Raw genomic sequence first — 13,822 nt, 5'->3', positions numbered from 1 at the left:
CCCGTCGGGGGGGGGTGGTGTTGCCGGTGGCGCCGGCATGGCCGCAGATGGGCAGGCCGCAGCAGCGCAGGGCACGCCGGGGACGGCGGTGGCCCGTGCTCCAGCGGGCGCGGTGGCCGTGCCGGCGGCGGGCGCTGGTTTGCAGACACTCGATCTCGACGCCCCCTTGCGCGAGGCCCGCGACGCGTTCGAGAAGGCGTACTTCGAGTTCCACCTGGCCAAGGAGCAAGGCTCCATGACCCGCGTGGCCGAGAAAACGGGGCTGGAGCGCACCCACCTCTACCGCAAGCTCAAGCAGTTGGGGGTCGATCTTTCCCGCGCCAAGCGCAACGGGGCGTGAGGGCGCGATCTTCCGCTATAATGCGGGCTCTGCTGGCCCGGTAGCTCAGTTGGTAGAGCAGAGGACTGAAAATCCTTGTGTCGGTGGTTCGATTCCGCCCCAGGCCACCACCATTCAGCGCCCAACCCTCTGCGGTTGGGCGTTTTCATTTCCGGGTTCCGCGACACCACGCGGGGTTCGGCGCAGATGTGCATGTGCCACGCCGTGGCGGCCAGACGTCCTGAAGTCGCCCGGTTCGACTCTCTTTCGCTCTCAGTTCTCTCAAGGCCCGCGCCAACTTCTTCGCCGGAGCGCCCGATGCAGCGCGTTATGCGGGCCTATGCGGGCACAGCACGCGGGACCGATCGGTCACGGCCGCCTGGACCGCGCGGCCCAGGTGTGGCAGCAACGCCACCGTGCGCGGCGACAGGCTGGCGCGCAGCACCGGCACAGCTGCGGCAAACAGCCGGCAGAGGGGCGGCCAGCCCTCGTGCGCCGACATCTCACGCGCCCTCGGGCGTCGTCGCTCCCACCGGGCCCGCGGACAAGGGCGCCTCCCGCCCGCTACCATCGCGCTCATGCTGACCGTCACCACCCTCAACCTCAACGGAATCCGCTCCGCCGCCAGCAAGGGGCTGGAGGACTGGGTCGCCGCCACGGCGCCGGACCTGCTGTGCGTGCAGGAGCTCAAAGCCCAGCCCCCCGACATGGCCGGCCGTTTCGACACCCTGGCGGGTCTGCGAGGGTATTTTCACTGCGCCGTCAAGAAAGGCTACTCGGGTGTGGGCATCTACACCCGGCACGAGCCCAGCGACGTCGTCGTCGGCATCGGTGTGCCGGAGTTCGACGACGAGGGGCGGTATCTGGAGCTGCGCTTCGACACGCCGGCGCGCGCCTTCAGTGTGGTGAGTGTGTACTTTCCCAGCGGATCCTCGGGCGACGAGCGCCAGCAGGCCAAGTTTCGGTTTCTGGACGAAATCGCGCCGCAGCTCGCCCGCCTGGCGGCCGAGCGCGAGTGTTTGGTTTGCGGCGATGTCAACATCGCCCACACCGAAAAAGACCTGAAAAACTGGCGCAGCAACCAAAAAAACAGCGGTTTTTTGCCCGAAGAGCGGGCCTGGATGACGCGGCTGCTGGCCAGCGGCTGGGTGGACGTGTACCGCCGCCTGTACCCCCACGCCGAAGGCGAGGGCTACACCTGGTGGAGCCAGCGTGGCCAGGCGCGGGCCAAAAATGTGGGCTGGCGCATCGACTACCAGCTCGCCACCCCGGCGCTGGCCGCGGTGGCGCGCAGCGCCTTTGTGTACAAGGCACAGCGCTTCAGCGACCATGCGCCGTTGACGGTCGTTTACGCGCTGACCATATAAGCGCCATTGTTGGACTGCCACTGTCGGTTGTTGACAGGAATAAAAAACCGCCCGGGTAGGGCGGTCGGATCTGTGCAGACGGGTGGTGGGTTTCGACCCCACCACCATGTGTTACGCCTTAGAAGTTGTGGCGCACGCCAACTGCGAACAGCTTGGTTTCATCGGTCTTGACGCCAACGGCGTTTTCGCGTTTGGTATCGCGATAGCCAGCGTAGAGACGGGTACGCTTGGACAGATCGTAGTACGCGGTGATACCAAACCCGCTGCCATCGCCCGTTTTGACACCGGCCGAGTTCTTATACTTGGCCTTGGCGTAACCAAAAGCAACTTGGGCATTGGCGGCCACTGGCACCGAAACCCCGAATTGATATTCGTTGTCTTTGCCAGCCTGATCCTGCTTGGCGCGGTTAAAGCCAGCAGTCAGCTTCGCAACGCCAAAGTCATAAGAGCCGGCCAGCAACGTGTACGTGCGATCAACCGTGTTGCTGACTTCTTGTTTTTGATACGCCACACCGACGAGCACCGGACCTTGCGCGTAGCGGACATGCAGGCTGGTGTTATCTTTCGCAGAAGCTGTGGGGGTCTTATCCTCACCAAAACCATAGCCAATCGCTGCTCGGAAACCATTCATTACCGGCGTGGCGTAGTAAAGTTGGTTATCGATTCGGTTCTTGTAGTCATCAACGCCACCCGCAAAAGTGCGCGCGGTAGGAGCGAAAGCAGAATCATACGCGTTATTGGTGGCTCCACGCAACTCATCGTAGGCGCTGTATTGGCGTCCAAGGCGCACGGTGCCGAATCCACCATCTAAGCCAAGATAGGCTTGCCGAGAAAATTGCAGGCCCGTGGCTGCAGCGGCGCCACTATCAATATTGAAGCCTTGCTCCAAAACAAAGCCGGCCTTCAGGCCGCCGCCCAAATCTTCGGTGCCGCGAAAACCAAAGCGACTACCGTTGTAGCCGCCGCTGCCCATTTGGGTTTTACGGATTACGGGACCTGAGCGTGGATCACCAGCTTTTTCAGAGCCCACCCAGACATCGGCCACGCCGTACAGGGTAACGGACGATTGCGCGTACGCCGCCCCGCCCAGGGCGGCTATAGCCAAGGCAATCAGCGATTTTTTCATCACGACAACTCCTCTTTGGTTGAAGCTGAGTGCCGCCAAATGCGGCCCTCTGAGCGTGACCTCTGCCTTCTTCAAGACGTTAGGCCTGTCGTTATTAGACCAGAGGGCGTGCACGCTTGCCAAGGCTGCACCCTGAACGAGAGGCTGCCGTGTTGCGTTGTTACAACAAAAAAGCCGGCAGGTGCGGCTGCCGGCTGCTCGCGATGGCTTGGGGTGAGGCGCGCTTGCCGGCTCGGCGGCGGTGAGGAAATCGAGACTACCCCGCCTAGGCGCGACGAGCGGCCGCACCGATGCACGATCAGAACGTGTGCTTCACGCCGATGGCGTAGATGTTTTGCTTGAGCTCGGTCGTCTTGGGCGAATCTTCCCGCTTGGTCTGGTTGAAGCCAGCGTAGACCAAGGTCCGCTTGGACAGGCTGTAGGCGACGGCCGCGCCCAGGCTGTTGCCCTTACCAATCTTGACGCCATTGTCTTTGAGGGTCACACGGCCGTAACCCGCTGACAGCGCCAGGTTGCCAGCAAGCGGTACTTCGACGCCCAGTTCCCACTCGTTCGAACGAAGGGAGTCGCCTGCGGCTTTGGCTTTCGCGCGGCCGTAGGAGGCGAGGGCTTTGGCGACCCCGAAGTCGTACGCTACGTTCAGGCGTGTTGCGTCGAGGCTTCCCTTGACGGTGCCCAAGTCAAATACGCTCAAGTCCGCTTCGCCGTCCACGTCCATCTTGGCGTAACCAGCGCCAACCATCAGCGGCCCGTTTTCGTACTTGGCGCTTAGCGCGTACAGCTTGGTGGCGCTAGTCGTGGCGGTTTTGTCTTCGCCTAGCGAGTAGCTCACCGCGCCGCTGAAGCCGTTGAACGCGGGGGTTTCGTAACGGATCGTGTTGTCCACGCGTGTGGAGGCCCACGTGGAGACGAAGATGTTGTTGATGGGGGCCAGCGCAGAGTCAAACACCGAAGATGCTGCGCCGCTGACATCGTCGAACGCGGTGTAAGCGCGGCCAAGCTTGACAGCACCGAAGCCGCCGGCCAAGCCAATCCAGGCCTGGCGGTTGAAGGCCTTATCCGGCTCAGCTTGGCTGCCCCTGTCGAGCTCGAAGCCCTGCTCGAGCGTGAATTCAGCCTTTAGGCCGCCGCCCAGATCTTCGGTGCCCTTGAAGCCAAACCGGCTGCCAGAGACACCGCCGTCGAACAAACCCGTTTGCGATTCGGGGTAGAGCTTGGTCCCGTTTTCCTTGACGGTTTTGGAGCCTGCCCAGACGTCAGCGACACCATAGACTTGGACCGAAGATTGTGCAAAAACGGGAGCAACTGCAGCCAAGGCGGCCGCGCAGACGAGTGACTTCTTCATGGATAGCCTTTCGTGGTTGGTTTTGTTGATACGAGGGTGACTCGCATATTTAGTATATGCCGATACCAGGGTAAACCCGAATACTTTGTGACAAAAAAACGACAGAACAGTCTGGGTTCTTGAAAGGGGGCGATGTGGCGGCCGTCGCGACGCTCGACGGTGTAAGAAGGCGCAGCTGGCCGCGCCAGGCTGCGCCGAAAACTGCAAGCGTCGGGCTTTAGAAACGGTGCCGGATACCCAGCGCAATGCTGGTGCTGTCTACGCCAGCCGCGCGTGTGACGCCGCCCAGGTAACCGTTGCCGCCAGGGGCCGCCTGGCCGTTGCGCTTGTTGTCCAAGCGCACCACCACGGCGTTGAGGTCGGTGCGCTTGGACAGCGCGTAGCTGTATGCCACGCCGAAGGAGCGGGCGTCGCTGTCAGGCGCGGTTTTGTCGTTGCGCGTGGTGTAGGCCACGGTGACGGTGTGCGGACCTTCGGTGATGCGATAGCCAATGTTGAACAGGTCGAACTTCTGCACGAACGCCGTGCGGTAGGCGGCAAGGATTCCGGGAACCTGACCGGCCAGCGGTGTGCTGCCCAGTTTGCTCACCACACCTTGCGCCGCCAGCAGATACAGGTCGGGGTTGTTGTCTTTGTGGCGCGAATACACGGCGCTGAGCTTGCCCGGCCCCACCTTGGCCCAGCCGCCCACCGACGTGGTGGTGAGCGCTTTTTGGCCGATGGCGTTGTTGCGTTGGTTGTAGCCCACGCCCACCGAGAAGCTGTCGGTGGTGTAGTTGGCCATGGTGCCGACGAAGCGGTTGTTCGAGTTGGAGTTGCCGGTTTCGCCAAAGCCGTACATGACGCTGGCCTCTACGCCGGCGGCGCGAATGCGGTACTGCAGGGCGTTGTTGACGCGGATGTCAAACCCTGCGGGAATGGCGGCCAACTGCCCCGCAGCCAGCGCCGACTGGGTTTCCATCGCGTCATACTTGGCAGCGATTTCATAGTCGGGCGTATACATGCGCCCAGCCATGATGGCTCCCACCGGGGTGATGATTCCGACATACGCCTGGCGGTCGAACTGATTGTTGCCCAGGTTGACCCCCAATTGGTCGCCAATGGCTTGGTTGACACCGCTGACCACAGCGCCGGCTGGCGCCAGGGGGCCAACCAGCCCAAGTCTTTGTGCCGTCGGCACGCGGTCAGGCAGTTGCCCGCCCGAGGCGGGCCGGTTGCCCAAGCCGCCGGTGTCCGCTTCGAAGCGGCTCTCCAGGGTGAAGATGGCTTTGTAGCCGTTGCCCAGGTCCTCCGTGCCACGCAGGCCCCAGCGCGAGCCTTCCATGATGCCGCTGGACAGCTGGGTGACCGTACCCTGGGCCAGACCGCTGACGCGTGTTACACCGACGTCGACCAGGCCGTAGAGTTGGACATTGGGCGCTTGCGCCTGAGCCAACGAAGCGCTGGCGGTGACAAGCAGGCCCGCTGCTACTGAGATGGGGCGAATCCGAGAAGCCATTGAGGCGTTGGTCATGTCGCTGTTCTCCATGAAGTTGTCCGCGAAAACGATGGGGGCGGAATCGTCGATGCACCATGCCGAGCCAATATGCTAGTCAAGCACGCCAGGAAAGCGAACGATCGTTAGAAAAAACTCGTGATTTTCGCCACAGAGGTTTTCCCTTGGTTGCCAGCGCGGCGCACAGGTTACCAAGGCTTTTCCGCGGTCCGTGGTTTTGGCGTGGCTGTTGCTGGCTCGGCCTCGGCGAGCGCCCCGAGAGTTGTGAATCAGCGATCCTGAAGCTCAAGCGCGCGCTGTCGGTGGTAGCGCCCGTCGCCCCGCGTAATCACCGTATCCTGCGGCAGCACGGCATCGGCCGGCAGGGTGTCCAGCCGGCCCACCTGTTCGTACAGCGGCGCGAAGTCGATCTCGGCCAGGCGCAGCAGATCGTCCAGGCGGTCGAGCACGAAGTAGGTTTGCTGGAAGTCGTCGATGCGGTAGCGGGTTCGCATCACCCGCGCCAGATCGAACCCCAGGCGGTGGGGCGAGGGGGACTCCAGGCAGAAGCGGCTCTCGGACGCGGATGAGACGATGCCCGCACCGTAGATGCGCAGCGCGCCGGCCTCGCGCACCAGGCCAAACTCCACCGTGTACCAGTAGACGCGGGCCAGCATGTCCAGCGCGCCCAGGCGCTGCGCGCGCAGGCCGCCGTGCCCGTAGGCCTGGATGAAGTCGGCCATGACCGGGTGCATCAGCATGGGCACATGGCCAAACACGTCGTGGAAGATGTCCGGCTCCTGCAGATAGTCCAACTGGTCGGCGCGGCGGATGAACTGCCCGGCGGGAAAGCGCCGGTGGGCCAGGTGCTCGAAAAAGACGTCGTCCGGCACCAGCCCCGGCACGGCGACCACCTGCCAGCCGGTGTGGCGCATCAGCACCTCGGACAGGCGCTCGAAGTCCGGGATGCGGTCGGGCTCGATCGGCAGGCGGCGCATGCCGTCGACGAAGGCGTCGCACGCCCGGCCGGGCAGCAGCGCCATCTGGCGTCGGTACAGCGTGGCCCAGGTGGCGTGTTCCTGCGGGGTGTAGGCGGACCAGTTTTGCGGGATGGTCCAGTCCGGGCTGTCCGGGCGGCCGGACTCGCCGGCGGCCAGGCCGTGCAGGACGGTGTCAGCGGTTGCGCTCATCGATCGCCCCCATGGCCGGGGCGGTGGCATCGACCCAGTGCGCAAACGCGATGTCGCGCTCGGTCAGCCCCCCGGCATCGTGCGTGGAAAACAGGATGTCCACCCGGTTGTAAACGTTGAACCACTCCGGATGGTGGTCGCGGCGCTCGGCCTCCAGGGCGGCGCGTGTCATGAAGCCGAAGGCCGCGTTGAAGTCCGCAAAGCGCAGCGTCCGGCGGATGGCGTGCCGTTCGGCGTCCAACGTCCAGGCGGGCAACTGGGCCAGGGCGGCTTGCAGGGCGGGTCCTTCGAGCTTGGTCATGGTGGCTTTCCTTCTGGGGGGTCAGGCCGCGGCGGTCTCCACCTTGAGGGTGCCGCGGCGGATCTGGTCGCGCTCCAGGCTTTCGAACAGGGCCTTGAAGTTGCCCTCGCCAAAGCCCTCGTCGTTCTTGCGCTGGATGAACTCGAAAAACACCGGTCCGAGCAGCGGCTGGCTGAAGATCTGCAGCAGCAGGCGCTTTTCACCGTCCGCGGTGGAGCCGTCGAGCAGGATGCCGCGCGCCCGCAGCGCGGCCACCGGCTCGCCATGGCCGGGCAGGCGCTCTTCCAGCATCTCGTAATAAATGTCGTTGGGCGCGGTCATCAGCGGCACGCCGGCCATCTGCAGGGCGTCCACGCTGGCCAGCAGGTCGTCGGTCAGCAGGGCGATGTGCTGGATGCCCTCGCCGTTGAACTGCATCAAAAACTCCTCGATCTGGCCGTTGCCGCCGGAACCCCCCTCCTCGTTGAGCGGGATGCGGATAAGGCCGTCCGGCGCAGTCATGGCGCGGCTCTTGAGGCCCGTGTACTCGCCTTGGATGTCGAAGTAGCGGATCTCGCGGAAGTTGAACAGGCGCTCGTAAAACTGCGCCCAGTAGGCCATGCGCCCGCGGTAGACGTTGTGCGTGAGGTGGTCGATGATCTGAAAGCCGTGCCCCACGGGGTGGCGGCTGGCCGGGTCCTCGAAGCCGGGCAGGAACTCGAAGTCGATGTCGTAGATGCTCTTGCCGTCCTCGTAGCGGTCGATCAGGTACAGCGGCGCGCCGCCGATGCCTTTGATCGCCGGCAGGCGCAGCTCCATCGGGCCGGTGGGGATGTCGATGGGTTGCGCGCCCAGCTCCAGCGCGCGGTAGTAGGCCTTGTGGGCGTCCTTCACGCGGAACGCCAGCCCGCAGGCGCTGGGCCCGTGCTCCTGCGCAAAGTAATCGGCCAGGCTGCGCGGCTCGCGGTTGATGATGAAGTTGATCTGCCCCTGGCGCCACAGCTCCACATCCTTGGAGCGGTGGCGCGCGATGCGGGTGAAGCCCAGTGCCTGAAACAGCGGCTCCAGCACGTTGGGGGTGGGCGCGGCAAACTCGACGAACTCGAATCCGCACAGCCCCATGGGGTTGTCGAAGAGGTCGGCCATGGTCACGACTCCTGCACTGAAATTGAAAGCCGGAAGCATATGTCCGTGTCGACGCAATGGGCTTGCGTTTCGATCACCGGTAAACCCTCAATGGCGCAAGATCGTTGTGGGTTTCTGGTAAAACCCGCACTGTTCTGCTCCAGGAGAGCCCCATGACGCCCAGCCCTTCCATCGATGCGGTGGACCGCCGCATCCTGGCCCGTTTGCAGGAGGACGGGCGCATCACCAATCAGGCCTTGGCCGAAGCAGTGCATCTGTCCCCGGCGCAGTGCAACCGCCGCCACCGCCGGCTGGAGGAGCAGGGCTATGTGCGCCGCTACGAGGCGCGGCTGGACGCGCCGCGGCTGGGGCTGGGCGTGACCGCATTCGTGCATGTGACGATGGAGTGCGGCCACATCCGCGAGGTGGAGCAATTCCGCCAGCGGGTGCGCGACATGGCGCAGGTGCAGGAGTGCTATGCGGTGACGGGCGATTTCGACTATGTGCTCAAGGTGGTGGCGCGCGATCTGAAGGCGCTGTCGGATTTTTTGCTCGGCACGCTGGCGCAACTGCCCGGCGTCAACGGCGTGCGTTCCAGCGTCTGTCTGGACGAGATCAAATGCACCAGCGCGCTGCCGCTCGACGGTTGATGGTCAGGGGGTAGCCTGCCACGCCGTGCTGTGCTACAACAAACGCTACGGTGGCTGGTAGCGCCTGGGGGAGGGTTCGCCGGCACAGGGAAGGCGGCCGCCTGGGTGGCGAGGAGTTTGGCGCCATGTTGCCCGGTGCCGATCCCGGCCAGATCGGCACGATCGCCGAGCGGCTGTGCGCCGGGGTGGCCGAGCGGCCGTTCGAGCTGCCGGACGGCACTGCGTCGGTGGCCACCGTCAGCGTCGGCGCAGTGGTGGCGCTGCCCGACGAGGACGCCGATGCTTTGCCGATGCGCGCCGACCGCGCCCTCTACGCCGCCAAGCACGCCGGCCGCAACCGAGTCGCGCTGGACGGCATCGACCCGGCGGCGTTCGCCGACACCGAGCCTTCTGGTGCACCCGCGCTGCCGCCGTTTCCGGCCCTCGGCGAGCGCTGAGCGCGAGGTCTCACCCCCGTCCAACGAAGGGCATTTTGGTGGCCATGACGGTGGTGAACAGCACATTGGCCTCCAGCGGCAGGCGCACCATGGCCATGAAGGTCTGCACCACCGCGTCCATGTCCATGCGCGCCTCGGGGCGCACGCTGCCATCGGCTTGCAGCACACCTGCGGCCATGCGCTCGGTCATGTCGCTGGCGACGTTGCCGATGTCGATTTGACCGACTGCGATGTCGAATGCCCGACCATCCAGCGCCGCCGCCTTGGTCAGGCCGGTGATCGCGTGTTTGGTGGCGGTGTAGGGGGCGGAGCCCGGTCGCGGCGTGTGCGCCGAGATGGAGCCGTTGTTGATAATGCGCCCGCCGCGGGGGGACTGCTCGCGCATCAGCGCGAAGGCCGCACGCAGGCAGTAAAACGCGCCGTTGAGGTTGGTCTGCACCGACTGGTGCCAGTGCTCCAGCGCCGTGGCGTCCGGCGTGGCGGCGGGGGTGAACACCCCCGCGTTGTTGAACAGCAGATCCAGCCGCCCATGGCGGGCGCGCACCGCGGCAAATGTCCGCGCCACCGCGGCGGGATCGCCAATGTCGGCCGCGACCGGGTGCGCGCGGGCAGCTACGTCCGGGTGACCAAGGGCGGCCTGGGCGATGGCATCCTGCAAGGCCGCGGCGCGGCGGCCGACCAGCCAGACGGTCCAGCCTTCGCGCAGCAAGGCGATGGCGCAGGCCCGCCCAATGCCGCTGCTGGCGCCGGTGACCAAGGCGATGCGCGAGGGGGTGGTGGGTGTGTCCATCGGCCAATTGTCTCGCAAGGCGTAGGGGCCCGCACGGTGCCCCGCGTCCGGGGCAAACCGGGCACAATGACACGGACTTTGCCCGCGTTACCGCCCGCTCCCCATGGCCGACGACACCGCCCTCGACCCGCAGCCCGGCACCGCCGCACACCCCCCGCAGCCCCGCACACCGGCCGAACTGTGGCAGTTGCTGCGCCGGCCGGAGGGGCGTGCGCTGACCGCCCGGCACGTGGGCGAGGCGCTGGTGCAGGCCGGCCTGATCGACGAGCGGCAGTTGCGCGAAGCGCTGCGGGTGCAGATGGACGAGCGCCGGCTGGGATTGAACCGCCAGTTGGGGGAGCAGTTGGTCGATTCCGGCGTCATCACCGAGAGCCAGTTGCGCCAGGTGATCGCGGCTTGGCTTGGCAACCGGGTGGTGGACCCCACGCACTACCGCTTCGACCCCGAGGCGGTGGCGCTCGTGCCGCAGACCGTGGCCCAGCGCGAGGCGGTGGTGCCGCTGGCGCTGGAGGGGGATGTGCTCGTCATGCTGATGGCGGACCCGCTGGACCAGCGGTTGTTGGACGAGCTGCGCTTCATGACGCAGCGGCGCATCGTCCCCGTGCTGGCGGCTGCGGGCACGCTGCCCGCGGCGATTGCGCGCGCCTACGAACGGCCGGCCTCCCCCGCGCCAGCGCCGCGGGCCGGCTCATTGGCCTCCGGGCGGCAACGCCAGGCCGCGCGGGATTTGCTGCTGGACCTGCAGCAGGCCAGCGACATTGGCGCCGAGCAGCAGGCCGACGTCGTCAGCGAGTCCGACAACACGCTGGTGCGCCTGATCAATACCCTGATCGAGGAGGCCATCGCGCAGAAAGCCTCCGACATCCATATCGAGACCGAGCTGCCCCCGAAGCCGGTGCGCGTGCGGCTGCGCATCGACGGCGAGCTGGTCAAGTACCTGGAGATCGAGTCGCGCTTTCGCTATGCGCTGGTGGCGCGCATCAAGATCATGGCCGGGATGGACATCTCGGAGCACCGTAAGCCGCAGGACGGCAAGATCGACTTCGCGCGCTTCGGCGGGCCGCGCACCGAGCTGCGCGTCGTCACCGTGCCCACCACCGGCGGGCTGGAGGACGTGGTGCTGCGGCTGCTGGCCGGCTCCAAGCCGATGCCGGTCGACAGCATCGGCCTGGCCCCGCGCGATCTGGCGGCGCTGCGGCGCATGGCGCTCAAGCCGTACGGGCTGATCCTGGTCTGCGGCCCCACCGGCAGCGGCAAGACCACCACGCTGCACTCGCTGATCGCCGACATCAACACCGAAAACCGCAAGATCTGGACCGCCGAGGACCCGATCGAGATCACCCAGCCGGGGCTGCGCCAGGTGCAGATGAACCCGCGCATCGGCTGGACCTTCGCCGCGGCGATGCGCACCTTCCTGCGCGCCGACCCGGACGTCATCATGATCGGCGAGATGCGCGACGAGGAGACCGCGCGCATCGCGGTGGAGGCCTCCCTCACCGGCCACCTGGTGCTGTCGACGCTGCACACCAACAGCGCGCCGGAGAGCATCACGCGGCTGCTGGAGATCGGCATCGATCCGTTCAACTTCTCCGACTCGCTGCTGGGCATCCTGGCGCAGCGGCTGGTGCGGCGGCTGTGCAAGCAGTGCGTGCAGACGCGGCCGGCCACCGATGACGAGCTGGAGGCGCTGGCGGTGCAGCACCTCGAATCGTGCACCGCGCCGGGCGAGGCGCTCGACGTGGCCGGGCAGATCGAGCGCTGGCGCACGCAGTACGGCGTCGAGGAGGGCGGGCGGCGCATCCTGCGCACGTACGTCAAACGCGGCTGCCCGGCGTGCGAGGGGCGCGGCTACAAGGGGCGGCTCGGCATCTACGAGCTGATGCTCAGCGACGACACCATCCGCCACCACATCCGCCGTCGCTCCTGCGCCGGCGAGATCCGCGCCAGCGCGCTGGCCGCGGGCATGCACACGCTACGGCAGGACGGCATCGAGAAGGTGCTGGCCGGCCTGACCGACCTGGCGGAGGTCATCGCCGCCACCAATGTTTGATCGGCTCCCCCGGATCGGCCCGCCCGCCCGGCCGCCGCCTACAATGGCCGCCATGCTGCGCTACGCCACGATCCCGGTCACCCCGTTCGCCCAAAACTGCTCGCTCGTTTGGTGCGACGCCACGCGCGAGGCGGCGGTGATCGACCCGGGCGGCGACCTCGACGCCGTGCTGGAGGAGGTGCGGCGGCTGGGACTGGACCTGCGCCAGATCTGGCTCACGCACGCGCACATCGACCACGCCGGCGGCGCCGGCGAGCTGGCCGAGCGGCTCGGCCTGCCGATCGTCGGCCCGCACCGCGGCGACCAGTTCTGGATCGACGGCCTGCCGCAGCAGAGCCGCATGTTCGGCTTTGCGCCGGCCAGGCCGTTTGCGCCGACGCGCTGGCTGGACGACGGCGACGAGGTCACCGTGGGGCAGGAGCGGCTGCACGTGCGCCACTGCCCGGGCCACACGCCCGGCCACGTGGTGTTCCACGCGCCGCAGATCTGGCGCGCCTTCGTCGGGGATGTGCTGTTTGTCGGCAGCATCGGCCGCACCGACTTTCCCGGCGGCAACCACCAGCAGCTGATCGACAGCATCACGCAGCGCCTGTGGCCGATGGGCGACGACACCGTTTTCATCCCCGGCCACGGGCCGGAAGGCACCTTCGGCGAGGAGCGCCGCCACAACCCGTTCGTCGGCGGGACGTGACCGGCACCGAGGGCCCGCACCCTACCCCGCGCGGCGCGCCTGCTCGTACAGCGCCTCGACCTTGGGGATGTTGGCCTCCAGGTCGCGGATGCGGCTGGGGCCACTCGGGTGGGTGGAAAGAAATTCGAGGCCGTTGTCGCCGGTCATGCGCGCCATCTTCTGCCACAGCGTGACGCTGGCGCGCGGGTGGTAGGCACCGCGCGCGGCCAGCTCCAGCCCGACCAGGTCGGCCTCGGTCTCGTCCTCGCGGCTGAACTTGAGCGACAGCAGCTGCGTGCCCAAGTCTGCCGCCAGCCGGCCGAGGTCGCCCAGCCCGAGCAGCTGCGCGCCGAGCGAAAGGCCCAGTCCGGTGGCCTGCGTCTTGGCGATGCGCGAGCGCGCGTGCTCGCGCAGCGCGTGCGCCATCTCGTGCCCCATGACCATCGCCGCCTCGTCGTCGTTCAGCTGCAATTGGTCGAGGATGCCGGTGAAGAAGGCGATCTTGCCGCCCGGCATGCAAAAGGCGTTGATCTGCTTGCTGCCGATCAGGTTGACCTCCCAGCGCCACTGGCGCGCGCGCTCGTTCCACGGCAGCGCATGCGGCACCAGCCGCTGGGCGATCGCGCGCAGTCGGCGCAGTTGTGGGTGGTCGTCCGGGGCCAGCGCGCCCTTGGCGCGCGCCTGCGCCAGCAGCTGGGCGTATTGCTGGCCGGCTGCGGATTCCAACTGTGCGGCAGGCACCAGCGAGCGCAGCGCGGAAGGCTGCCCCACCTGCACCTGGCCCCACACCGGCGCCAGCGCACTCGCCCCGGCCGCCGCCGTCGCCGTGCGCAAAAAACCCCGTCGGCCCGACAGGGCGGCTCGAGCATCGCACATCCAGCACATGGGTGCATGATAGGCACAATCGGTGGCCTGTGTCGTGACCGATCGTGTCATTTGTAACCCCGTCGCCCGCCCGCATCCATGTCCGCGCCGCCTGCCCGCCCCGCCGATTCGTCC

Annotated in this window: 14 protein-coding genes and 1 tRNA gene; 7 read left to right on the top strand and 8 right to left on the bottom strand. The window is 66.6% G+C overall.

Going from position 1 to position 13,822, the window contains the following annotated elements; translation table 11 throughout:
- The 3 genes from V7026_RS08885 to V7026_RS08875 all read left to right on the top strand — a co-directional run.
- Positions 1-340 (top strand): helix-turn-helix domain-containing protein (locus tag V7026_RS08885; RefSeq protein ID WP_334155030.1); only part of this gene is annotated, 340 nt, incomplete at its 5' end.
- A 34-nt stretch (positions 341-374) separates the two neighbouring features.
- Positions 375-450, top strand: a tRNA-Phe gene (locus V7026_RS08880).
- A 447-nt stretch (positions 451-897) separates the two neighbouring features.
- Entirely contained in the window at positions 898-1,686 is a 789-nt protein-coding gene (locus V7026_RS08875) for an exodeoxyribonuclease III (protein ID WP_334155029.1), read from the top strand.
- Positions 1,687-1,804: 118 nt separating this feature from the next.
- Here V7026_RS08875 and V7026_RS08870 read toward each other — a convergent pair whose 3' ends face one another.
- The 6 genes from V7026_RS08870 to hppD form a co-directional block, all read right to left on the bottom strand.
- Positions 1,805-2,812 (bottom strand): porin, encoded by a 1,008-nt coding sequence (locus tag V7026_RS08870; RefSeq protein ID WP_334155028.1) that lies wholly within the window; start codon positions 2,810-2,812, stop codon positions 1,805-1,807.
- Between the two features lie 298 nt (positions 2,813-3,110).
- Positions 3,111-4,157, bottom strand: coding sequence for a porin (locus V7026_RS08865; RefSeq protein ID WP_334155027.1), 1,047 nt, complete (start codon positions 4,155-4,157; stop codon positions 3,111-3,113).
- Between the two features lie 217 nt (positions 4,158-4,374).
- The gene (locus V7026_RS08860; protein ID WP_334155026.1) at positions 4,375-5,670 is read right to left on the bottom strand and encodes a porin; all 1,296 of its coding nucleotides are present in this window, start codon (positions 5,668-5,670) and stop codon (positions 4,375-4,377) included.
- A 251-nt stretch (positions 5,671-5,921) separates the two neighbouring features.
- Positions 5,922-6,821: a phenylalanine 4-monooxygenase gene (gene phhA, locus V7026_RS08855; RefSeq protein ID WP_334155025.1), complete on the bottom strand. Its 900-nt coding sequence runs from the start codon at positions 6,819-6,821 to the stop codon at positions 5,922-5,924.
- Positions 6,805-7,122 carry a 4a-hydroxytetrahydrobiopterin dehydratase gene (locus tag V7026_RS08850; RefSeq protein WP_334155024.1) on the bottom strand — a complete coding sequence of 106 codons (318 nt, stop codon included), beginning with the start codon at positions 7,120-7,122 and terminating at the stop codon, positions 6,805-6,807. The genes phhA and V7026_RS08850 overlap by 17 nt, the downstream gene beginning before the upstream one ends.
- Positions 7,123-7,143: 21 nt before the next feature.
- Entirely contained in the window at positions 7,144-8,247 is a 1,104-nt protein-coding gene (gene hppD / locus V7026_RS08845; protein WP_334155023.1) for a 4-hydroxyphenylpyruvate dioxygenase, read from the bottom strand.
- A 152-nt stretch (positions 8,248-8,399) separates the two neighbouring features.
- On the opposite strand from hppD, the gene V7026_RS08840 reads away from it, so the two are divergent.
- Entirely contained in the window at positions 8,400-8,876 is a 477-nt protein-coding gene (locus tag V7026_RS08840) for an Lrp/AsnC family transcriptional regulator (protein WP_334155022.1), read from the top strand.
- Positions 8,877-8,926: 50 nt separating this feature from the next.
- On the top strand, positions 8,927-9,313 hold the full coding sequence (locus tag V7026_RS08835) for a GGDEF domain-containing protein (protein ID WP_334155021.1): 387 nt from the start codon (positions 8,927-8,929) through the stop codon (positions 9,311-9,313).
- Between the two features lie 10 nt (positions 9,314-9,323).
- Here the strand turns inward: V7026_RS08835 and V7026_RS08830 are convergent, their stop codons facing one another.
- Positions 9,324-10,103: an SDR family oxidoreductase gene (locus tag V7026_RS08830; protein ID WP_334155020.1), complete on the bottom strand. Its 780-nt coding sequence runs from the start codon at positions 10,101-10,103 to the stop codon at positions 9,324-9,326.
- A gap of 103 nt (positions 10,104-10,206) precedes the next feature.
- On the opposite strand from V7026_RS08830, the gene V7026_RS08825 reads away from it, so the two are divergent.
- Positions 10,207-12,153 carry a GspE/PulE family protein gene (locus tag V7026_RS08825; protein ID WP_334155019.1) on the top strand — a complete coding sequence of 649 codons (1,947 nt, stop codon included), beginning with the start codon at positions 10,207-10,209 and terminating at the stop codon, positions 12,151-12,153.
- Positions 12,154-12,205: 52 nt separating this feature from the next.
- The gene (locus tag V7026_RS08820; protein ID WP_334155018.1) at positions 12,206-12,844 is read left to right on the top strand and encodes an MBL fold metallo-hydrolase; all 639 of its coding nucleotides are present in this window, start codon (positions 12,206-12,208) and stop codon (positions 12,842-12,844) included.
- A 21-nt stretch (positions 12,845-12,865) separates the two neighbouring features.
- Here the strand turns inward: V7026_RS08820 and V7026_RS08815 are convergent, their stop codons facing one another.
- Positions 12,866-13,708: a M48 family metallopeptidase gene (locus V7026_RS08815; RefSeq protein WP_443082333.1), complete on the bottom strand. Its 843-nt coding sequence runs from the start codon at positions 13,706-13,708 to the stop codon at positions 12,866-12,868.
- Positions 13,709-13,822 lie beyond the last annotated feature (114 nt).

The organism is Tepidimonas sp. (assembly GCF_036825565.1).
In the GTDB taxonomy this organism is placed as follows: Bacteria; Pseudomonadota; Gammaproteobacteria; order Burkholderiales; family Burkholderiaceae_C; genus Tepidimonas.
This window is presented reverse-complemented; position numbering and strand designations above follow the sequence as displayed.